The following is a 21,145-nucleotide window of genomic DNA, read 5'->3' as shown; positions in this document are numbered from 1 at the left end:
CGCCCGGCCGACCGTGATCAGAGCGTGCTCGTACGTAGCGCCGCGCTCTCCGTCCACAATGCGATAGGACCTGTCCGCGAGCCTAGGTGGCTGGTCAGTCGGTTGACCGATTGCCGTGCAGCGTCGGGTTTGCCTGCAGCGCAGGCAGAACGTAAAGACGCACGTAGCGCAGGACTGCCGCGGTGTCGTCGGGGTCGATCGTCTCGCCCGGCACCGTGCCGAGGCTGATCAGGAACCGAGCCACCCACTCGGAGACCTCGGCGAGGTCATGGCCGGGGTGGATCTCGCCGCGGGCCGCCGCGCCGTCGACGTAGGGTCGCCAGAAGGCGGCGAGATCGGGCACGAGGCCGGAGACGCCGGCGCCCGCGCACGCCGCGAACTCGTCCGGTTCGGAGATGCGGAGTCGCATGAGCAGCGCACCGGGGTCGTCGTATGCGCCGCGCCCGATGCGGACACCTGCGGCGACTTGCTCGGCGAACGTGCCGATGGTGTCGAGTTCGGCCCTCGCGTCGCTCCAGAACGTGTCGGTCAGCCGCACGATCGCCGCACCCAGCAGTGCCACCTTGTCCGGGAAATGCCGGTACAGCCATGCGCGCGAGACGCCGGCCTCCTCGGCGACCTCGATGACAGTGGTGGCGCGGATCCCCTTGCCGGCCAGTAGCTTCTGGGCGGCGTCGAGTAGTCGATCCACCACTGTGGCCGTCGGTGCCTCGGTCACGCGCCTCGCTTTCGGTAGAGCGTCAGAACCGCCGGGTTTCGCGAAAACCCTAGCAAGGAGTGGACAGATCTGAGAATCTGACTACCTGTAGACAGAATATGTGATCTGTCTACATCTGGCGTGAAGGGATCGAGGATGTATCAACCGCGGACCGCGGTCATCGGGGCCGGCATCAGCGGTTTGACCGCGGGCAAGATGCTCAACGACTACGGCGTGGCATACGTGTGCTTCGAATCGTCCGACCGGGTCGGCGGCAACTGGGCGTTCGGAAATCCGAATGGGCGCAGCAGCGCCTACCGCTCGCTGCACATCGACACCTCCAAGCATCAGTTATCGTTCCGGGACTTCCCGATGCCGGAGGACTATCCGGACTTCCCGCACCATACGCAGATAAAGCAGTACCTCGACGACTACTGCGCGGCGTTCGATCTCACCAGGGCAATCGAATTCGAGAACAGTGTCGAGCACGCCCGCCGCCTTCCCGACGGCGGTTGGGAACTGGAGACCGAGCAGGGTGAGGTCCGGCGCTTCGATTTGCTGGTGGTTGCCAACGGCCACCACTGGGACCCGCGCTATCCCGACTTCCCGGGCGAGTTCACCGGCGAGACACTCCACGCGCACCACTACATCGATCCGCGAACCCCGCTGGACTTCACCAACCAGCGAATCCTCGTCGTGGGGCTCGGTAACAGCGCCGCCGATATCGCGGTCGAGCTGTCGTCGAAGGCGCTCGGTACCAAGCTGACGCTATCCACCCGGTCCGGCGCCTGGATCGTGCCGAAGTACATCGCAGGTCGCCCGGCCGACAAGTACTACCGCACCAGCCCCTACATTCCGTTCTCATGGCAGCGCAAGATCGCGCAATGGGGTCAACCACTCACCGCGGGCCGGCCGGAGATGTACGGGCTGCCCACGCCCAATCACAAGTTCTTCGAGGCGCATCCGACGCAATCGGTGGAACTGCCACTACGGCTGGGCTCGGGCGACGTGATCCCCAAGCCCGATATCGCCCGGCTGGACGGGGAAACCGTGCGCTTCGCGGACGGGACCTCCGACGACTTCGACGTCATCATCTACGCCACCGGATACAACATCAGCTTCCCGTTCTTCGACTCCGATTTCGTCAGCGCCCCGAACAATCGGATCGACCTGTACAAGCGGATGTTCGTGCCCGGTATCGACGATCTGGTCTTCGCGGGCTTCGCTCAGGCGACGCCGACCCTGTTTCCGTTCGTGGAATGTCAGGCTCGCCTCATCGGCGCCTACGCCGTCGGCCGGTACCGGTTGCCGTCACCGCACGAGATGCACCGTGTCATAGCCGCCGACCAGCAGCGATACACCGGGCACATGCTGGATCGGCCCCGGCACACCCAACAAGTCGACTACTTTCTCTATGAACACGACATGCGGGTCCGTGAGATACCGGCCGGGGCGCACCGTGCTCGCACCCAAGGTCCACCGCGGTGGGCGCGGGTGACTGAAGCGCTCGACGTGCAGACGGGGGGCGGGCAGTGAACACGAGTTATCGGCAGGTGGGCTTCGATTCAACCGGAATCATTTGTGACGCATGGTATTTCATCGATGACGCGGTAAGCCCCTTCGATCGGTCGGCGGGTCGGCCGGTGGTGGTCATGGCCCACGGTTTCGGCGGCACGAAAGATTCCGGCCTCGAGCCCTTTGCCCGGCGCTTCTCCGATGCCGGTCTGGCCGTCTTCGCCTTCGACTACCGCGGATTCGGCACCTCGGCGGGGGAGCCGCGGCAGAAGGTGTCGATGTCCGCCCAGGTCGAGGACTATCGAGCTGCTGTGGCAGCGGCCGCACGGCAGCCGGGAGCCGACCCGAATCGCATTGTGCTGTGGGGTATCTCGCAATCCGGCGGGCACGCCATGATGGTCGCCGCCGACCGCGTGGATGTGTGCGCGGTCATCGCCGTTGTCCCGCTGGTCAACGGCTTGGCGGCTGGGCGATACGCGCTGACGCAGGTCGGTGCGGGTGCGGTCGCGAGGTCGACGGTCGCGAGTGTGCGTAGTGCGCTGGCCGGTCGTGTGGGCCGACCCTCGACCATGATGCCGCTGGTCGGTCGCCCGGGTGAACAGGCCGCGCTGACGGCAGACGGCTACTACGAGAGCTACCTCTCGCTGGCCGGTCCGTCCTGGCGCAACGAGGTCGATGCTTCCGTCGGCGTCGAACTCGGCAGTTATCGCGCCGACCGGCGGGCGGACCGCATCGGCGCACCGGTGCTGGTCCAGATCGCCGACTTCGATCGCGCGGCGCCACCGCATGCGGCGGCGAAGGCGGCGTTCAAGGCGCGTGCCGAGGTCCGTCACTATCCCTGCGACCATTTCGATGTCTTCGCCGGAAAAGAATTCTTCGAACCGGCCGTCGAGCACCAACTGCATTTTTTGCGGCGGAAACTGCTCGACGGCGCGGCGGCGGAGGATGCGGTTCGAGTAGTCGGGGGGTCGGCATGACCACCGCAAACCAGGTGCGAATCGGTCCGTCGGCACATCGTCAGTTGTGCCACACAGTGTGGCGAAAAGGCCTGATTCGTCCGTCGCGCAACGATTTTCGATACTCTGACTGCACCGGTTCCTGGGACGAGAGGGAGCTCATGACGATTCCCGTTGGTGCACCCGGCTGGTACGAGGCGTGGTCACCCGAACAACGTCGAGCGACCCTCTCCCTCGCGCAGTCCAAGCTGCGCTGGCTGGTGTTCTGGCTCGGGGCGGCGTTGGTCGGGGTGGTGCTGGCCGTCGGCTCGGCCACGACCGGCAACCAGGTGATGCCCGACCCGTCGTTGCTCGCTCCGCCCGCGCCGATGGTGATCGCGCTTGTCTCGTTGGCTTTCGACATCGTCGCGCTGCTGCTGAATTGGTCGGGCTGGCGTCGGGTGCGCGCGGTGTTCGCGGGTAGCGCGTCGGCGGCCACACTGCAGGGAATGCGAGCACGGACGGCGGTGCCCATTCTGCTCGCACAACTGGTTGGTATGTTCGCGATGGTCTGGGTGGCCATGTACCCCTGGGTGACGTTCACCGAGGAAGGGATCGAGGCGATTGCACCCGTGACGGTGGCAACCGCCGCTGTGGTGGCTGTTCTCCTTCTGGCCTGTGGCTTGGCGCCGTCATGGTTGCGGGTCAAGCTGTACCGAGTACGGTTGACCGCCTGAGTCGGCAAATCGCGGACATCTCGTGACCGAGCCGGGTTCCGCAGATGCATGGAAGCAGATGTATGGAACTCACACTCGCGGTTGGGTGTTCGCATGGGCGGCGTGCGGTAGGACTCACGGGGCATGCGGGGTGTGTGGAGCCAACGGCCGAAGTGTCAGCGCAGGTCCGGCGGGCGCGGCCAGGGGTTTTCTTCGATGTGCTCGACTGATTGGTTGAATCGCGCGACGAGCCTGCTCAATTGATCGACGTCCGCGTCGGCCCAGTCGGCCACCACCGAGCCGATGCCCTGGCGGCTCTGTACTCGATCGGCGGCCAGCAGTTCCAGACCCTTGACGCTGGCGCGGAGCTTGCGGGCGATGCCGCCGTCGGGGTCGGGCACTCGGTCGACCAGTCCTTGTTTGAGCATTGCTCCGACCTGGCGGTTGATCGTGGAGATGTCAAGCTGAAACGCCTCGGAGAGCTCGCGGAGGCTCAGCGGGGCGTCGAGCTCGAGCCGGGTCAGGATCAGATAGGCCGAGCGGTCCAGCTGGAAGCCGGGGCGGCGCAGAAGGGCGGCGGGGAAGTGCCTGGCCAACAGTGACAGCTCGAAGGTGAGGCGAGTGAGCGCTGTGCTGTCGGCGGGACCGCAATCGGGCATGGCGACACTATGTCGCGTGCATCACGTCGATACCAAATTGTGCACGATACACGCCATATGTACCGTACACATGTGACTGTTGCTGTCGACGCGTCTTCGACCGTCTCCGGTTCCGACGACCGGCGTCGTCCCACGCCGGCTCTTCTCATTGCGACGCTCGGCATGGTCGGTGTCGTGGTCTCGCTCATGCAGACGCTGGTCATTCCGATCATTCCGTCGTTGCCCACGCTGCTGAGCACTTCGGCGTCCAATGCGTCTTGGGTCGTGACGGCCACGCTGCTGGCTGGTGCGGTGTCGACTCCGATCAGCGGCCGTCTCGGCGACATGTTCGGCAAGCGCCGGATTCTGTTCGCGAATCTGGTGTTGTTGATCGTCGGTTCGGTGGTCTGTGCGTCGTTCTCCGAGCTGGTGCCCGAGATCATCGGTCGCTCGCTACAGGGCGCGGCGGTCGGGGCGATCCCGTTGGGGATCAGCATCATGCGCGACGAGCTGCCTGCTGAGCGTGTGGGTTCGGCGATGGCGATCATGAGCGCGACGCTCGGCGTCGGCGGTGTGATCGGTCTGCCGGTCGCGGCGGCGATCGCGCAGAACGCGGACTGGCACGTGCTGTTCTGGACCTCGGCCGGTCTCGGTGTCGTCTGCGCCGCATTGGTTTTCGTGTTCGTCCCGGAATCGCCGGTGCGCACGCCCGCGCGGTTCGACTTCGGTGGCGCGGTCGGCCTGTCGGTGGCGCTGCTCGCATTGCTCATCGCGATCACCAAGGGCGCGGACTGGGGCTGGGCCAGCGCGCGGATCCTGATCCTGTTCGCGGTGTCGGTGGTGGTGTTCCTCGGCTGGGGCGCTTACGAACTGCGGCAACGCTCGCCGCTGGTGGACCTGCGGGTCTCGGCACGGCCGAGGGTGCTGTTCACCAACCTGGCCTCGATAGCCGTCGGGTTCTCGCTCTACGGCATGTCGCTGACCTTCCCGCAGCTGCTGATGGCGCCGGAGAAGACCGGGTACGGCTTCGGGCTGTCCATGGTCAGCGCCGGATTGGCACTCGCACCAACAGGTTTCGTGATGATGCTGCTCTCGCCGGTGTCGGCGCGACTGTCGGCGAGCCGAGGCCCGAAGACAACCCTCGCGCTCGGCTCCACGGTGATCGCCATCGGCTACCTGTGCGCGGTGGTGCTGATGAACAGCGTCTGGGAAATCATGCTCGCGGCGATGATCGTGGCAGGTGGCGTCGGTCTGGCATATGCGGCGATGCCGGCGCTGATCATGGACGCGGTACCGATCACAGAGACCGCTGCGGCCAATGGTTTGAACTCACTGATGCGCTCGATCGGCACCTCGACCTCATCGGCGGTGATGAGTGTGGTGCTCGCACACATGACGATATCGCTGGGCGGACACGTGTTGCCGTCCCGCGACGGGTTCCACACCACGTTCCTCATCGCGATGACAGCGGCATTGACCGCGATCGGTCTGACGACGCTGATCCCGATGCGCAAGGCGGCTGACGCGGCGTCGACTGTCGGGCACGCCTGATCGAGCCGTTACGAAAGCCCGATCCGGATTCGCTCGGGTCGACATTGGGCTTTTGCGGACTCGGCGGTTTTACGCCGAGCGTTCCACTACATGGCCCCGGAGGGTGTGGTGGCCCCCACTGCGGCTGGTGCTGCTTCGGCTACGGCGCGTCGGCGACCGCTTCGGTGTAGCGGTGGGCGAGGGTGCGGATGTGGGCGACGAGTTCTGGCGGACTGTCCACGCGGAAGTCCATCATCAGCATGGATAGGTAGATGGCGACGGTTTCCAGCGCGTCCGCGCCGGTGTAGAGGATGCAGGTGTCAGCATCCACGGCTTCGACAACACCGACGGCGGGATTGATACGGGCGATCACGGTCTCGGCCGGGGCCAGCACGGTGACCCGAGCCTGCACCCGCCAGCCTGCGGTGGCGATGTGGCGCATGACGAAGGCGACCAGATCGTCGTCCGGAAGCGAGCGTGCGGCGAAGCGACGGGAGCCCGGCGCGGCATGGGGGATCCGAGCGACGGGAATCGCACGCCAGGAATGGTTTTCGAGGCTGTAGGCAACCAGGTACCAGCGGCGCTGCCAGTTGATCAGGCGATAAGGCTCGACCTCCGTCACGGGCTCGCTCGCGGCGGCCTCCTCGATTCGGACTGTCGCGCTGTCGCGGATGGCGCCCGCCAGGGTCGTGAGCACCCCGGCGGGGACCGGGGCGTCGGGTTCGCGGGAACCGGTGGTCGCCGGGCCGATCGCGGTGGCGTCGCGTAGCGCGGTCACCTTGCGCTGCAAGCGTTTCGGCAGAATCTGGTCCAGTTTGGCCAGTGCTCTGGTGACGTGGTCCGCAATGTCCGCGATGCCGGTGGAACCATCCTCGGCCAACCCGACGGCCACCGCGACGGCCACCGCTTCGTCGTCGTCCAGCAGCAGCGGCGGCATGGTCGTGCCGCGGCCGAGCCGGTAGCCGCCGATCGCGCCGCGCTCTGCGTGCACGGGGTAGCCGAGCTCGCGCAGCCGCTGGATGTCGTAGCGCAGTGTGCGGTCGGTGACGCCGAGTCGCGCGGCGAGGTCGCGTCCGGTGTGCGCGCGATCCTGAAGCAGTGCGAGCAAACGAAGGACACGTGTGGTGGACGCTGCCACTTTCACCTCTTCCCAAATTAGGAACGAAAATAGCCTAATTGCCCAATAGGCTCGTGTCAGCAGCAAGGAAACAACCCGAAAGGCTCTGACATGAACGCCACCACCGCCGCCACCACCCTGCGGCCCGTCTGGCGGGACGTGCTCGCCTCCTCCTACCGTGCGCTCGAAACAGTCGTCGCGAGCGTTGAAGACGATCAGTGGCAGCTGCCCACCCCGTGCTCGGAATGGGATGTGACGCAGGTCGTTCAGCACGCCGCGGGCGATCAGCTCGCGTACGCGGCATGCCTCGGCATCGGCGATGGTCCGGCCGACAACCCGTTCGCGCCGTCGGGCGCCGTCGACGGTTCTCCGTCGGACCTGGTGCACGAAGCGATCGAACAGACCTCCGCCGCCTGGGCAACGGTCGCCGACGACTCCGAAACTGTGCCGACTCCGCTGCCGCACGGCGCGCTCGCCACGCCGGTCGCCGCCGTCATGTGTGCGCTGGATGCCGCCGTGCACGCCTGGGATATCGCGATCGCCACGCGCCAGCCCTCGCCCCTGACCGACGACCTCGCCGCCCACTTGCTCACCGCCGCCCGCACCGTCCACCCGGCCCCCGGCAGCGGTGAGCAAGCCGAAATTGTCGAGCCCCTGCGCCAGTGGGGCGCCTACGCCCCGATCGTCGAAGGTGCGGCCGACGACACAGCCATCGCCGCGCTCCTGCGTTACCTGGGCCGCGACCCGCGCGCCTGATCGTGACGCTGGGCCGCGACCCGGGCGCTGCGTTGTCTGGATTGCGACTGAGTGTTCGACCGTGCTGCACGAGTTGCGATTCGCGCGTTTGGACCGTGCTCCCTCTTGGTCTCGATTCGCACGCCTTACCGCGCTGCTGAGCTGGGAACCCGCGCCTGACAGTGTTGCTTGGTCGCGATTTACGCGTCTGTGCGCACTGCCCGGGTCGCGAATCCGCGTGGGGTCCACGTCCCATGGGCGGCGATTTCGCGCGCTTGCCGCGGTACCTGAGGACGTGTCGACTCAGCGCGCGGTGACGAATCCTTGGGTGACCATCCAGTCCCGCGCCACCTCGGCGGGCTCGCGTCCGTCGACGTCCACCTGCCGGTTGAGTTCGGTGATGGCTTCGTTGGTGAGGCGCTGGGAGATCGGCGCCATAACGGTGGCTACCCGGGGATGTGCGTCGGCGAACTCCTTGCGTATCACCAGCGCCGCGTTGTATTTCGGGAAGAAGCCGCGATCATCGTGCAGCAGAATAAGATTCAGGGCGAGGATGCGGCCGTCGGTGGCGGCGACGGAACCGAAGCGGCACTGCTTGCCGTCGGCGGTGGCCTGGTACACCACAGCGTCCTGGACGATCTGCTTGCGCACCTCGTCGGGGTCGATCTCGTACTTGCGGGCCAGGCCGGGGAAACCGTCCTGCCGGACGTTGAATTCGGTGCCCACGCAGATGGCGGCCGCGGCGGGGTCGGAGTCGACCAGCCCGGCGTAGTCCGACAGCGTGCGCACCCCGGTCTCCTGCGCGGTCCGGGAACTCATGACCAGCGCGTAGGTGTTGTTCATCGGCGCCATGTCCGCCCACACCATGCCGTGCGCGGCGAGGTCGGCGTCACGGACCGCCTCGAACTGGCCGACTTCGTCCGGTACCGGCGTCTCGTTGCCGAGATAGTTGACCCAGCCGGTGCCGGTGTAGTCGTAGGCGACGTCGATCTGCCCGTGCAGCTGGGCGTCCCGCATGCTGTTGGAACCTTGGATGTTCGTCAGGTCGCGCACGTCCGCGCCGGCCGCCGACATGGCGAACTCGATGAGATACCCGAGGATGTTCTGCTCGGTGAAGTCCTTGGAACCGACGATGACGCGCACGCCCTCGAGTTCGGGCACCGGCTGGATGCTGCCCGGGCCGACCCGCAGCGGCACCGCACCGCCGGATTGCAGCCCGCAGGCGCCGACCAATGCCAGGCCGAGCGCGAGCGCGAAGGTGCGCCAGACCCGGCTCATCTCAGTCCCCTCGGCCCGAGAAACTCTTCGGCGAGCGCGCCGAGCCAGTCGACAAGCAGCGCCAGCGATACCGCGAGCACGGCACCGACCACCAGCGTGACATTGTCGCGCAGCTTGTAGCCGGTGTCGATCAGTATGCCGAGACCACCAGCGCTCACCAGGAACGATAGCGTCGCAGTGCCGACCGCGAGCACGAGCGAGGTGCGCAATCCGGCCAGGATGTAGGGCACGGCGAGCGGGAATTCGATGCGGCGCAGCACCGTGGCCGCCGACATCCCCTGCCCGCGCCCCGCATCGATCAGGGTCCGGTCCACCTGCTGGTAGCCCAGGATCGTGTTGCGCAGCACCGGAAGCAGTGCATAGAACGCGATCGGCGCGACGCCGATCCAGAAGCCGGTCGTGCCGGTGGCGAGGTAGCACAGCACGATCAGTCCGATGGCGGGCGCGGCCGCGCCGATATTGGCGATGCCGACGAAAAGCGGTCCGAGACGGCGAAATCCGGGCCTCGTGAGCAGCGTGCCGAGCGGGACCGCCACCGCGATGACGAGCAGCGCCACCGTCGCGGTGATCAACACGTGCTGCCACGTGACGGTCGCGATATCGGCGGCGTTGAGACTGGCCTGCTGCGTCGTGGTGAGGTCGCGGGCGAACGCCCACACCAGCACGCCCGCGGTGAGCACGAGAACGAGCACGGGTTGGACGAACAACCGGATACGCTCGGCCCGGCGCTGGGTGGCGGGTGACGTCGTGGCGGCGGTGGCCGTCATGATGCGCCGTTCGTTGCGACGCGGTCCGCTCCGTGTTCCGCGCGCAGGGCCGACAGGTGTGCGACGAGTGTGTCGATCGTGATCAGCCCGACGTACTCGCCGCGCGTTCCGGTGACCACCGCGGTCGCGGTCTGTTCGGCGAGCAGCGCTTCGAGAGCGTCCTGCAGGGTCGACTTCAGCGACAACGTCGCGCCGATAGGTGATCCGATGTCGCGCAACGAGTTCGCGTGTGCCAGCTGCTCGGACGACACCCAGCGCCGCGGGCGGTGGTGGCCGTCGAGCATCAGTGCCCATGGCCAGTCCTGGTTGGCGAGCGCGTTACGCAGATCCTCGACCGGGTCTTGCTCGGCGGCGGTAGGGCACCGGCCGAGTTCGACATCCCGGACGCGGGTCAACGTGAGCTGCTTGAGCGAGGCGTCCGCGCCGACGAAACCGGCGACTGTCTCGTCGGCGGGATCGGCCAGGATCGCGGCAGGCGTGTCGTACTGCAGAATCCGGGACTGGTTGCCCAGCACCGCGATTCGATCGCCGAGCTTGACCGCCTCGGTGAAATCGTGGGTCACGAACACGATGGTCTTGCCCAGTTCGCCTTGGAGGCGCAGCAACTCGTCCTGCAGCAGACCCCGGGTGATCGGGTCGACAGCGCCGAACGGCTCGTCCATCAGCAGCACCGGCGGATCGGCCGCCAGCGCCCGCGCTACCCCGACGCGCTGCTGTTGGCCCCCGGACAGCTGGCGCGGGTACCGGCCGCGGTAGGTGTCCGGGTCGAGGCTGACCAGCTCGAGCATTTCGTCGACCCGTGCCTCGATCCGCTTGCGGTCCCAGCCGATCAGGCCGGGAACGGTCGCCACGTTCTTCGCCACGGTCAGGTGCGGGAAGAGCCCGGCTTGCTGGATCGAATAGCCGATGCCACGCCGCAGCCGGTCGGGATTCATCGAGGACGCGTCGCGTCCGCCGATCGTGATGGTGCCCGATGTGGGCTCGATCAGCCGGTTGATCATCCGCATGGTGGTCGTCTTGCCGCAGCCAGACGGCCCGACCAGGACCACGATCTCACCCGCCGGGATGGTCAGCGAGACGCTGTCCACGGCTGGATCTCGTTGGCCAGGATAGTGTTTGGTGACCGAGTCGAGCACGATCTCGACACCGGACACAGCCGATGCGGCGGCGCCGGTGTCGGTTTCGGTGTCAGTCACGAATTCCCCTCGAGGTGGTGAGCCGCCCGACCAGGACGTAGATCCCGTCGAGTACGAGTGCGAGCACGACGATGAGGATCGTGCCGACCAGGGCCTGCGGCACCGCGTTCGGGCTCCCGAGCCGTGCGAGTCCGGAGAAGATCAGGTTGCCGAGACCGGGGCCCTTGGCGTACGCGGCGATCGCGAGGATGCCCATGATCATCTGCGTGCTCACTCGCATTCCGGCCAGGATCGCCGGCCAGGCGAGCGGAAGCTCGATGCTGATGATTATGCGGAGCCGATTCATCCCGACGCCGCGTGCCGCGTCGGTGACGGCGGGGTCCACCGAGGCCAGCCCGAGGATGGTGTTGCGCATGATCGGAAGCAATGCGTAGACCACGAGTGCGGTGATGGTCGGCGCGACGCCCAGGCCGAGGAACGGGATCAGCAGGCCGAGCAGCGCGAACGATGGAACGGTGAGAACCGCGCTGGCCACCGCGGTCGCTACCGAGGAACCGAGCGGGCTGCGGTAGACCAGAATTCCGATCAGCACCGACACAGCCGTGGCCAGCAGGACCGATTGCACCACCGCCGAGACGTGCAGATAGGAGTCGACCAGCAGCTGGTGTCGTCGGTGCACGACGAATGTCCACAGCGTGTCCAGGGCCGAACCTCCCGATCGCCTGGTTTCCTCGGAGACTATCGCGGTTTTCGCGCGGCCGGACGGGATTCCGGCTCGTAGTGGTTGCCCCGCGGGACGGGGATCGAAACCATTCGGTCTGGCGCGGAACCATTGACTCCGTTCTATCGTCGAACCTCTATGGCCCGAAGTCGGCACCGCGAGAACGAATTCGAGGAAGCGATGATCCGAGAGCAGCTCAGCCTGCGTCGAACAGGTCGGTGGGTCGTGCTCGGCCTCGCGCTGTTCGTCATCGCCTCCGTGATCGCGGGCGTCCGCTGGTGGGAGGACCGATCGAATGGCCAGGCCATTGCCGGCGAGCGTCGCACCGAGTTCCCGGCCCTCGATCCGGCGGCGCTCGATCCGAAACAGGTCAGGATCGTAGCGGTGGCCGAGCGTGAGTTCGGTAGTCCGGGTGCTGGCACGAAATACGCCGAGGGGATCGACGAGGCGTGGTGCGCCGACTTCGTCAGCTGGGTGCTGCGTGAGGCGGGCATTCCGCTGGTCAATCCCAACTCGGGCTCATGGCGGATCCCCGGCGTGTACACGCTGCAGGAGTACTACGAGAGCACGGGCCGGTTCACCCCGATCGGGTCCGGCTACCGGCCGCGCACCGGTGACGTACTGCTGTACCGGGAATCCAGTCCGTTCGGCCAGCACACGAACATCGTGCTGCGGGCTGACGGCGGCGAAGTGACCACGATCGGTGGCAACGAATTCGGCGACGTCCGTATCCACCGATTCACCCTGGCCGACGTGCCCGGTGTGGTGGGGTTCGGGCGACTGTGACAACCGCTGTTGCTCAGGGGTGGATCACCCCGATCTGCGCGTGAAACCGCCTGGCGAATAGTCCTACGATGTAATCGGCGGCGCCCGGCAGCGCCGTCGACGGTCCCCGCCCTGCTTCCCCCTCATCGGCAGGACGGGGACCTCGGGCTTGGGCGTGTCCGGATTCGACGCCGTATCAGGCGCGGCCGGACTGCGTCCGTCCGCTGCCTGCGCCGGGCCGAGTGGAGGGTGAGGTGGCCGCATGGCGGGCGCAGTCGGACGAAGTCCGTCCGCAGCCTGCGCCGGGCCGAGTGGAGGGTGAGGTGGCCGCATGGCGGGCGCAGTCGGACGAAGTCCGTCCGCAGCCTGCGCCGGGCCGAGCGAAGGCGAGGCAGCCGCATATCTGTCGCGTACCGTGTCGGTTGTCCATCGAGAGGTGAGGGTTTCGGAACTACTGATGCAGCCGACCGACGAATCGAGTAGTGAGCCGGCCTGGATCGACTATGCCGAGTTCGGCGAGCGTTTCGTCAGGCATGCCGTGACCGCTGCCCGAATCGAGGCCGCGGTGTCCGGCATGACCGGCCGTGGCATGACGATCGGTCCGGTCTCGATCGGTCCGGCCGGACTCGCCGGATTCGTCGCCGAGGGCAAGGTGGGCACACCGGTCGTCCTGCACAGCGGACCGCACCTGACGTTCGAGGTCACCATTCCGGTTTCGCTCGTGGTGAAGGTGCTGATCGGCGGCAAGAAGCTGCGGCTGGAGGCCAGGGTCGAGATCGATCTGACGCTGCACGCCCACACCGCCGATCCGCTGCTCATCGTCATCGACATTCCGCCGATCACCCAGCGCGATATCAGCTTCGTGCTGCGCGCCCAGGCGGTGGAGTCGGCCTGGGAGTGGCTGCTCGACCCGATCGCGGGCGTGGTGCAGCGCGAGGTCGCGTCCAGGGTGAACGCCATGCTCGCCGATCCGCAGACGCGTCGCGGCCTGGTGTTCGACGTCGAAGCCATGGTCGGCGGAACCCGGTCGCGGCATCGGGACAAGGCCGAGTTCGACTGGATCGGCTATGACGAGTTCGGCGACCGGTTCTTCTCGCGCGTCGTGACGCGGGACCGCGTGTTCGAGGTGGTGGAGCGGCTGGCGGGGCGACCCATCGAGGTCGGGCCACTGTCGACCGGGCCGCGCAACGCCGCCACGGTGACGGTCAACGGATCCGTCCGGGTGCCGCGGCTGGTGGACCGACCGGCGGAACCGGTGGCATTCGACGTGACGCTTCCGGTGAGTCTGGACATCACCGTCGACGTGCTGAAGGCCAACCGCTACCGCGCCGACGTCGAGGTGCCGCTGGTGCTGACCGCACGGGCCGCCGACCCGCTGCTGCTCGTGATCGACGTACCGCCGCCGGACCTCGGCGACATCCGGATGGAGTTCACGGCGCACGGCATGCGCGCGGCGGCCCTCGGTGCGCTCGCGGGTATCAAGAAGCAAGTCGTGGCGCAGGTGGCCAGGGTGGTCGGCAAGGAACTCACCGATCCTGCGAGCCGGACCATCGATGTCGCCGCGCGCATCGACGGTGTGGCCTAGCTGTTGTGGCGAATGTGAACTGTGTGTCCTGTGGGTCTAGCGGTTCCAATGTGAATATGGTGAAATAAGTTTACGTTCGAGGCTCCCGGCGCACATCGGATAGGGGAAGGTGCGCCGGGCACGCTGCCATCCATGTCGGGTCGCGCGAAGGAGTCCACGATGCGTTCCAATTCGGTGTCCCGGCGTGAGCTTTTCGCTTACGCGGCCGCGGCGGCCGCGGTCGGCGTGACCGCGGCGGCAACCCCGGCTTCCGCCACCAGAACCTCGCTCGGCACCCTGATCGATTACGCAGGCGGTGTTCCCTCCGCCGCGGCGATCAGGGACGCCGGCCATCTCGGCGTGATCCGCTACGTCTCCGATCGCAGGCCTGGTGCCGAGTGGATGGCGGGCAAGCCGCTGCACGCCAGCGAGGTCGAGCAGCTGAACGCGGCGGGCCTGAAGATCGTCTCCTGTTACCAGTTCGGCAAGGGGCCGACCGCGGACTGGCGCGGCGGACTGGAGGCGGGGAAGAGGCACGCGGAGCGCGGGCTCGAGCTGCACCGTGCGGCGGGCGGCCCGGACGACGTGCCGATCTACGCGTCCATCGATGACAACCCGTCGGCGGTCGACTTCGCCACCATGATCGCGCCATACCTACTGGGCTGGCAGTCCGTGCTCGGCCCGGAGAACACCGGCGTCTACGCGAACGCGCCGACCATCGAGCTTGCCACCGCGGCGGGGCTGTGTTCCTGGTACTGGCAGCATGACTGGGGCACGCCGACGGGTTTCGTGCACCCTGCGGCGCACCTGCACCAGTTCGAAATCGACGAGCGGTCCATCGACGGGGTAGCCATCGACCTGAACAACGTGCTCGCCACCGAATACGGACAGTGGTGAGCGGCCCGGCCGACTGATCGGCTGGGCCTGGTGGTCGATCCGTCAGGTCTGGCAGTGGCTCGCCGGTGCCACGCGCAGGTCGGGCTCGTCGTCCGGGACAACCCGCAGCGTCGGACGGCTGTCCGGCGCCTCGCGGTCACCGAGCCAGGAGAACAGCGACCACCGGGACAGGCCGGAGAACGCCGAACCGAGACTGGCGAACGAGAACGACGAGATCGCCGACCCGAACGACCCGACAGAGCCGATCGACAAAATCGAGCCGACGCTGCCGATGGACAGAATCGAGTAGGCAGAGCCGATCGAGAGGATCGAACCCTCCGAGCGGATCGACAGTATCGAGCGGTGCGAACGCCTGCTCCGAATCGAGTGACCTGGCCGTGTCGAACGATCGATGGTCGCCATAGTCAGGGGTCTACCACAGTGTCGAAGACTCATGCGACATCGCGGCAGACCTTTGAGTGTCGCGGAGCCGCAAGCCACAGAAGATACGGGGCACGGATGCCCCAGTTGCCGCCACTCGGCAAACCTTGTTTTCGTGAGAGACAAGCGAGGCCAGGCATTCCCTTGTTCGCCGCGCCACAGGCTCGTCCGACAAAGCGCTTACCTGCTAGCCACAACCACTCGGCTGACTTCCGGTTCCGAGCGCAGCGAGACCTAGCATTCCCCTGTTCGCGGCCCGGCTCGCGTCCGAGCGGCCGACGCGTCCGCGACGAAGTCGCCAGCGTCGGCCGCTCGGACGCGAGCCGGGCCGCGAACACGCCGCGCCCGCGCGGCCAAAAACACAGCTTTACACGACGAAGAAGCCGAGCGTCGGCAGGAACGAGCAGGTCCGCGGGTCGGCGTCGTCGGCCTTGGTGGTCAGTGAGCCGCCGATGACCGCGACGACGCGGCCCGCGCCGGTGTCGGCGATCGCGGACAACGTGGCCGGGCCGCCCGGGTTGATCTTGGCCTCGTCGGTCAGCGGCAGGGTGCCGCCCTGACGGGTGTCGAGGTTCAGCCACTGCACCGTCATGGGCGGGTTCTGTACCGGCGTCGGCGACTTGGTGCCGAGCGCGGTGAACACGAATCCGGTCTGACCGGCCTTCGGTCCCGGTGGCGGCAGGGTGGCCGGGCCGGGCACGGCCAGCGCGGTGCCGACCGAGTCGGCGGCCGGGCCGATGCAGCCCTTGCCGATGGTGGGGTACAGGAACTGCGCGATCGTCGGGCCGTCCTGCGGCACCTCGGGGCCACCGCCGCCGCTGCCGTCCAGGAAGGTGATGATCCGCTCAAGCGTCGACTTGATCTGCGGCGGCAGATTCAGCGTGGCGAGCAGCCTGCGCGCCTGGTCCAGAATCGCCGACTGCGGGCCCGCGATATCGGCGGGACCGGCGATGGACCCCACGATGGCGGGGGCGAGCGCGGCCAGCACGTCCACCGGAACGCCCTCGGGGACCATCGGGACGCTATTCGTAGTCGCCGCGGATGCGGGCGCGGGCGCCGCGACTGCGGTCATCGGCGCGGCGAGCGTGGCACTCGCCGCGATGGCGAGTGCGGACAATGCGATCCGCGATCCTCGGGTGCGAAGCACTGGTCTAGCCGTCCTTACCTCGGGTACATCTGGGTCCGATTGCTAAAAGCCATCGTTTCGGGGTCACTCTAGGGACATCACGGCTGTGTGTACAGCTGGGTGCCCGAAAGGCGCTGTGGACGATCAGTGTTATCAGAATGTAGCGCGCCGAGGTGTTGCTGGTGTGAAAGTTGATGCAAATGTTATCAATGATTCGGGGGTGGAACGGACGATATGCGCTGCGGTTAATCTAATCGTGCCGTCCGCCCCGTCGCCGGACCCCGGAACTCCGGGCGTGCCGAACCGACGTACCGCACCCTAGCCGAAAGCCAGCGCTTTGAATCGTCACCTTCGATGGGCTGTGTCGGTGCTCGGACTTTCCGTGCTGGCGCGGTTGCTCTGGATGCTGCTGTCCGAGAACGGAATGAACCTCGTCGACCTGCACGTCTACGTCGGCGGATCGGCCGCGCTGCTGACTGATCACCTCTACGACTTCACCTACGCGGAGAAGACCCCGGACTTCCCGCTGCCGTTCACCTACCCGCCGTTCGCGGCGCTGGTGTTCTTTCCGCTGCACTATCTGCCGTTCACCGCGGTCGCGGTGGCGTGGCTGCTGGCCATCGCCGCGGCGCTGTATGCGGTGGTGCACATCAGTTTCGAGCTCATGCTCGGCACGGAGACGCTGCACACGCCGCAGTGGCGGGCGGCGACGGTCGCCTGGACCGCGGTGGGCATGTGGCTGGAACCGGTGCGGACCACGATCGACTACGGCCAGGTCAACGTGTTCCTGGTGCTCGGAGGAATGCTCGCGGTGCGCAGTTCGCGGTGGTGGGTCTCCGGCGGGCTGGTCGGCATCGTCGCCGGGATCAAGCTGACACCCGCGATCACCGGGCTGTATTTCGTCGCGCGGCGGCGCTGGACGACCGTGCTCTCGTCGGCGCTGGTTTTCGGTGCGACGGTGGGCCTGAGCTTCTTGATCGCGCCCAACGAAGCGCGGCAGTACTTCGGCACGCTGCTCGGGGACGCCGATCGGATCGGGCCGGTGGGCTCGGTGTGGAACCAGTCACTGCGTGGCGCGCTGAGCCGGATCCTCGGCGACGACGTGGAATCCGGACCGTGGTGGATCGCGGCGGTGCTGGTGGTCGCGGTGCTGGCGTTTCTGGCATGGCGCGCGCTCGGACCTGACGATCGGCTCGGCACGCTGATCGTGGTGCAGCTGTTCGGGCTGATGGTCTCGCCCATCTCGTGGTCGCACCACTGGGTGTGGCTGCTGCCGACGGTGCTGTGGCTGGTCTACGGGCCGCTGCGTTCCGCGCCCGGCGCGCGGATCATGGCGGGGTACTGGTTGGTGACCATGCTCGTCGGCGTGCCGTGGGTGCTGTCGTTCTTCCAGGATTCGATCTGGACCATCTCGCGTCCCGGCGTGCTCGCTTGGCTCGGCGCCGTCGACGTGCTCGGCGTGGTGGTGTTCTATCTGTGGGTGATTCGGTCGGGGCGCCGGCGGTCAGGCAAGGAGGACGGGGCGCGCGTGACCGCGGAGGGCGCCGCACACGGCGCATAGACCACGCGGCGCATAGACGTAGCCGAATGCGGTCAGCCGGTATGAGCTTCAGGGGCCGCGAAAACATCCGGGTTCGCAGCTTGAACGCAACATCCCCGGCTCAACTCCCGTTTCCGAGCGTAGCGAGACCGAGCATTGCCCGTTCGCGGCCCGGCTCGTGTCCGAGCGGCCGACACGTCCGCGACGAAGTCGCCAGCGGCGGCCGCTCGGACACGAGCCACCAGGGGGCCGCGAACCCGCCGCGCCCGCGCGGCCGAAAACACAGCTCAGCCGGATCGTGGCGCAAGACGATCTATCTCGCGAGCCAGCGCGACGTCCAGGGCGGTGAGCCCGCCTGCCGAGTGGGTGGACAGTGTGAAGGTGACCTTGCGCCAACGAATATCGATGTCCGGGTGATGGTTCGCCTCCTCGGCGACCTCGGCGACCTGCCGCACCAGCTCGATGCCCGCCGGAAAAGTGGGCGCCTTGACGGTGCGGGTCAGGCTGTCTCCCGATCGAGCCCAGCCCGTCAGTTCGGTGAGCGCGTCGGCGATTTCGATGTCGGAGAGCAGTGTCTGCTGCGCCATATCTCCTTACTACCCGCTTCCGGCCGCATCGAAAAGGGCGACCGGATCCGGTCAGGCGGCGCGGGCCTGCTTGAGTGCCTTCTTCAGATCTTTACCGCAGATACCAGCGGCTTCGCACTTCTTCATACGCATGATGACGACGGGGCACTTCAAGCAGCGCGTCTTCTTGCGACAGCACTTCTTCTTCGGTTTCAGACTCGAAACCTTCTTGGCTTTGACCTTGCCCACGGAGGTTAGCTTACCCTAAGTACAAAGCCTGAAACGTAGGGGGAACCGGGCTGCCGGTAGGGTAGAGCTGGCCGCAATGCCCGGTGAGTTTCGATTCTCCACCTGTTTGCAGGGGTCGGCCGGCACCAACACCTAACAGCAGGAGGATTCAGGCGTGTCGTCTGCACGCGATTTTCGCAACGTCGCCATCGTGGCCCACGTCGACCACGGCAAGACGACCCTGGTCGACGCCATGCTGCGCCAGTCCGGCGCCTTCGCCGAGCGGGCCGAGCCCGTCGATCGTGTGATGGACTCCGGCGACCTGGAACGCGAGAAGGGCATCACCATTCTCGCCAAGAACACGGCGGTGCACCGCCACCACCCGGACGGGTCGGTCACCGTGATCAACGTGATCGACACCCCGGGCCACGCCGACTTCGGTGGTGAGGTGGAGCGCGGCTTGTCCATGGTCGACGGCGTCGTGCTCTTGGTCGACGCGTCCGAAGGGCCACTGCCGCAGACCCGGTTCGTGTTGCGCAAGGCGCTGGCCGCGTCGTTACCGGTGATCTTGGTCGTGAACAAGACCGACCGTCCCGATGCCCGCATCGAGGAGGTCGTCGAAGAGAGTCACGACCTGCTGCTCGACCTGGCCTCCGATCTGGACGACGCCGCCGCCGAGGCCGCCGAGCTCGCGCTCGACCTGCCGGTGCTGTACGCGTCCGGCCGTGAGGGCAAGGCATCCAAGGAACGCCCGGAGAACGGCAACGCACCGGACGCGGAGAACCTCGACGCGCTGTTCGACGTGCTGCTGGAGAACATCCCGGCACCGAAGGGCGATCCGGCCGCGGCGCTGCAGGCGCACGTCACCAACCTGGACGCCTCCGCGTTCCTCGGTCGCCTCGCACTGGTCCGCATTCACAACGGCGAACTGCGCAAAGGCCAGAATGTCGCGTGGATGCACGCGGACGGTGTCAAGCAGGTGAAGATCACCGAGCTGCTGCAGACCATCGGCGTGGAACGGCAGCCGGGTGAGGTCGCGGTGGCAGGCGACATCGTCGCCATCGCGGGCATCCCCGACATCATGATCGGTGACACCCTCGCGGACATCGACGAGCCCGTCGCGCTGCCGCGCATCACGGTCGACGAGCCCGCCATCTCGGTCACCATCGGCACCAACACCTCGCCGCTGGTCGGCAGGGTGCAGGGCCACAAGCTGACCGGGCGGATGGTGAAGGCGCGGCTGGACCAGGAACTGGTCGGCAACGTGTCGCTGCGTGTGCTCGACATCGGTCGACCGGATGCCTGGGAGGTGCAGGGCCGCGGCGAGCTGGCGCTGGCCATCCTGGTCGAGACCATGCGCCGTGAGGGCTTCGAGCTGACTGTCGGCAAGCCGCAGGTGGTCACCAAGCAGGTCGACGGCAAGGTGCACGAGCCGTACGAAGAGCTGACCATCGACTGCCCCGACGAGTACCTCGGCGCCATCACCCAGCTGCTCGCCGCGCGTAAGGGCAAGATGGTGCAGATGAGCAACCACGCCGCGGGCTGGGTGCGGATGGAGTTCATCGTCCCCTCGCGCGGTCTGATCGGCTTCCGCACCGACTTCCTCACCGAGACCCGAGGCACCGGCATCGCCAACGCGGTCTCGCACGGCTACGCGCCGTGGGCCGGTGAGATCCGGGCCAGGCACACCGGCTCGCTGGTTTCCGATCGCGCGGGCTCGGTGACCCCGTTCGCCATGATCCAGCTGGCCGACCGCGGCCAGTTCTTCGTCGAGCCGGGCGCGGACACCTACGAGGGCATGGTCGTCGGGATCAACCCGCGCGCCGAGGATCTCGACATCAACGTCACCCGCGAGAAGAAGCTGACCAACATGCGCAGCTCCACCGCCGACGTGATGGAGACCCTGGCCAAGCCGTTGCAGCTGGATCTGGAAGGCGCGATGGAGTTCTGCGCCGCCGACGAATGCGTGGAGGTCACCCCGGAGGTGATCCGGGTGCGTAAGGTGATTCTCGGCCAGAACGAGCGCGCGCGGGAAACATCTCGGCGCAAGGCGAGAGATCGCGCGGCGCTGTAATTGCTTGTCGCATAAGGGAATCCGGCGTCACTGCATGGCGCCGGATTTTTCCTGCCCGAATCACGGGTGGTGGCCGGGCCGGGATCGCGGGGATCGGCGGTGGGTGCGACCCGGTCTCGAGCGGTTTTCGAATAGATCGTATCGGTTGGCGGGTCAGAATTTTGTTGCGGTCCGAGAATT

21 protein-coding genes are annotated in these 21,145 nt (G+C 66.9%); 10 read left to right on the top strand and 11 right to left on the bottom strand.

Going from position 1 to position 21,145, the window contains the following annotated elements; translation table 11 throughout:
- Positions 1-94: 94 nt before the first annotated feature.
- On the bottom strand, positions 95-718 hold the full coding sequence (locus OHB12_RS19410; protein ID WP_327110016.1) for a TetR/AcrR family transcriptional regulator: 624 nt from the start codon (positions 716-718) through the stop codon (positions 95-97).
- Positions 719-853: 135 nt separating this feature from the next.
- On the opposite strand from OHB12_RS19410, the gene OHB12_RS19405 reads away from it, so the two are divergent.
- The 3 genes from OHB12_RS19405 (at position 854) to OHB12_RS19395 (ending at position 3,884) form a co-directional block, all read left to right on the top strand.
- On the top strand, positions 854-2,233 hold the full coding sequence (locus OHB12_RS19405; protein WP_327110015.1) for a flavin-containing monooxygenase: 1,380 nt from the start codon (positions 854-856) through the stop codon (positions 2,231-2,233).
- A complete protein-coding gene (locus tag OHB12_RS19400; protein ID WP_327110014.1) occupies positions 2,230-3,189 on the top strand; it encodes an alpha/beta hydrolase in 960 nt (319 codons plus the stop codon). Before OHB12_RS19405 ends, OHB12_RS19400 begins: the two co-directional genes overlap by 4 nt.
- A 140-nt stretch (positions 3,190-3,329) precedes the next feature.
- Complete coding sequence (locus OHB12_RS19395; protein WP_327110013.1) at positions 3,330-3,884, top strand: hypothetical protein; 555 nt, start codon at positions 3,330-3,332, stop codon at positions 3,882-3,884.
- A gap of 155 nt (positions 3,885-4,039) precedes the next feature.
- On the opposite strand, the gene OHB12_RS19390 is transcribed toward OHB12_RS19395, so the two are convergent.
- Positions 4,040-4,522, bottom strand: a complete 483-nt coding sequence (locus OHB12_RS19390; protein ID WP_327110012.1) for a MarR family winged helix-turn-helix transcriptional regulator — start codon at positions 4,520-4,522, stop codon at positions 4,040-4,042.
- A 72-nt stretch (positions 4,523-4,594) separates the two neighbouring features.
- Between OHB12_RS19390 and OHB12_RS19385 the strand changes: the two genes are divergently transcribed.
- Positions 4,595-6,052, top strand: a complete 1,458-nt coding sequence (locus OHB12_RS19385; RefSeq protein ID WP_327110011.1) for an MFS transporter — start codon at positions 4,595-4,597, stop codon at positions 6,050-6,052.
- Positions 6,053-6,191: 139 nt separating this feature from the next.
- On the opposite strand, the gene OHB12_RS19380 is transcribed toward OHB12_RS19385, so the two are convergent.
- Entirely contained in the window at positions 6,192-7,169 is a 978-nt protein-coding gene (locus tag OHB12_RS19380; RefSeq protein ID WP_327110010.1) for a helix-turn-helix transcriptional regulator, read from the bottom strand.
- Between the two features lie 90 nt (positions 7,170-7,259).
- Between OHB12_RS19380 and OHB12_RS19375 the strand changes: the two genes are divergently transcribed.
- Complete coding sequence (locus OHB12_RS19375; RefSeq protein ID WP_327110009.1) at positions 7,260-7,904, top strand: TIGR03086 family metal-binding protein; 645 nt, start codon at positions 7,260-7,262, stop codon at positions 7,902-7,904.
- 282 nt (positions 7,905-8,186) lie between these two features.
- Here the strand turns inward: OHB12_RS19375 and OHB12_RS19370 are convergent, their stop codons facing one another.
- From OHB12_RS19370 to OHB12_RS19355, 4 genes are read right to left on the bottom strand one after another with little or no spacing between them, the layout of a single operon-like run.
- Complete coding sequence (locus tag OHB12_RS19370) at positions 8,187-9,161, bottom strand: glycine betaine ABC transporter substrate-binding protein (RefSeq protein WP_327110008.1); 975 nt, start codon at positions 9,159-9,161, stop codon at positions 8,187-8,189.
- On the bottom strand, positions 9,158-9,928 hold the full coding sequence (locus OHB12_RS19365; protein WP_327110007.1) for an ABC transporter permease: 771 nt from the start codon (positions 9,926-9,928) through the stop codon (positions 9,158-9,160). Before OHB12_RS19365 ends, OHB12_RS19370 begins: the two co-directional genes overlap by 4 nt.
- Complete coding sequence (locus tag OHB12_RS19360; RefSeq protein ID WP_327110006.1) at positions 9,925-11,124, bottom strand: ABC transporter ATP-binding protein; 1,200 nt, start codon at positions 11,122-11,124, stop codon at positions 9,925-9,927. The genes OHB12_RS19365 and OHB12_RS19360 overlap by 4 nt, the downstream gene beginning before the upstream one ends.
- Positions 11,117-11,767, bottom strand: coding sequence for an ABC transporter permease (locus tag OHB12_RS19355; RefSeq protein ID WP_327121253.1), 651 nt, complete (start codon positions 11,765-11,767; stop codon positions 11,117-11,119). Before OHB12_RS19355 ends, OHB12_RS19360 begins: the two co-directional genes overlap by 8 nt.
- Before the next feature lie 198 nt (positions 11,768-11,965).
- Here OHB12_RS19355 and OHB12_RS19350 point away from each other — a divergent pair, with 198 nt between their 5' ends.
- The 3 genes from OHB12_RS19350 (at position 11,966) to OHB12_RS19340 (ending at position 15,011) form a co-directional block, all read left to right on the top strand.
- A complete protein-coding gene (locus OHB12_RS19350; RefSeq protein WP_327110005.1) occupies positions 11,966-12,571 on the top strand; it encodes a CHAP domain-containing protein in 606 nt (201 codons plus the stop codon).
- A 436-nt stretch (positions 12,572-13,007) separates the two neighbouring features.
- A complete protein-coding gene (locus OHB12_RS19345) occupies positions 13,008-14,135 on the top strand; it encodes a hypothetical protein (RefSeq protein WP_327110004.1) in 1,128 nt (375 codons plus the stop codon).
- Between the two features lie 159 nt (positions 14,136-14,294).
- Positions 14,295-15,011, top strand: a complete 717-nt coding sequence (locus OHB12_RS19340) for a DUF1906 domain-containing protein (protein WP_327110003.1) — start codon at positions 14,295-14,297, stop codon at positions 15,009-15,011.
- 42 nt (positions 15,012-15,053) lie between these two features.
- On the opposite strand, the gene OHB12_RS19335 is transcribed toward OHB12_RS19340, so the two are convergent.
- Together OHB12_RS19335 and OHB12_RS19330 are read right to left on the bottom strand one after the other, a co-directional pair.
- On the bottom strand, positions 15,054-15,413 hold the full coding sequence (locus OHB12_RS19335) for a hypothetical protein (protein ID WP_327110002.1): 360 nt from the start codon (positions 15,411-15,413) through the stop codon (positions 15,054-15,056).
- A 385-nt stretch (positions 15,414-15,798) separates the two neighbouring features.
- The gene (locus tag OHB12_RS19330; protein ID WP_327110001.1) at positions 15,799-16,578 is read right to left on the bottom strand and encodes an Rv1157c family protein; all 780 of its coding nucleotides are present in this window, start codon (positions 16,576-16,578) and stop codon (positions 15,799-15,801) included.
- A gap of 316 nt (positions 16,579-16,894) precedes the next feature.
- Here OHB12_RS19330 and OHB12_RS19325 point away from each other — a divergent pair, with 316 nt between their 5' ends.
- Positions 16,895-18,118, top strand: a complete 1,224-nt coding sequence (locus OHB12_RS19325; protein WP_327110000.1) for a mannosyltransferase — start codon at positions 16,895-16,897, stop codon at positions 18,116-18,118.
- Positions 18,119-18,384: 266 nt separating this feature from the next.
- On the opposite strand, the gene OHB12_RS19320 is transcribed toward OHB12_RS19325, so the two are convergent.
- Positions 18,385-18,684, bottom strand: a complete 300-nt coding sequence (locus tag OHB12_RS19320) for a 4a-hydroxytetrahydrobiopterin dehydratase (protein ID WP_327109999.1) — start codon at positions 18,682-18,684, stop codon at positions 18,385-18,387.
- Positions 18,685-18,735: 51 nt separating this feature from the next.
- Positions 18,736-18,912: a hypothetical protein gene (locus OHB12_RS19315; protein WP_169811008.1), complete on the bottom strand. Its 177-nt coding sequence runs from the start codon at positions 18,910-18,912 to the stop codon at positions 18,736-18,738.
- Between the two features lie 154 nt (positions 18,913-19,066).
- Here OHB12_RS19315 and typA point away from each other — a divergent pair, with 154 nt between their 5' ends.
- Positions 19,067-20,965 carry a translational GTPase TypA gene (typA, locus tag OHB12_RS19310; RefSeq protein ID WP_327109998.1) on the top strand — a complete coding sequence of 633 codons (1,899 nt, stop codon included), beginning with the start codon at positions 19,067-19,069 and terminating at the stop codon, positions 20,963-20,965.
- Positions 20,966-21,145: the final 180 nt, after the last annotated feature.

This window comes from Nocardia sp. NBC_01730, from assembly GCF_035920445.1.
In the GTDB taxonomy this organism is placed as follows: Bacteria; Actinomycetota; Actinomycetes; order Mycobacteriales; family Mycobacteriaceae; genus Nocardia.
This window is presented reverse-complemented; position numbering and strand designations above follow the sequence as displayed.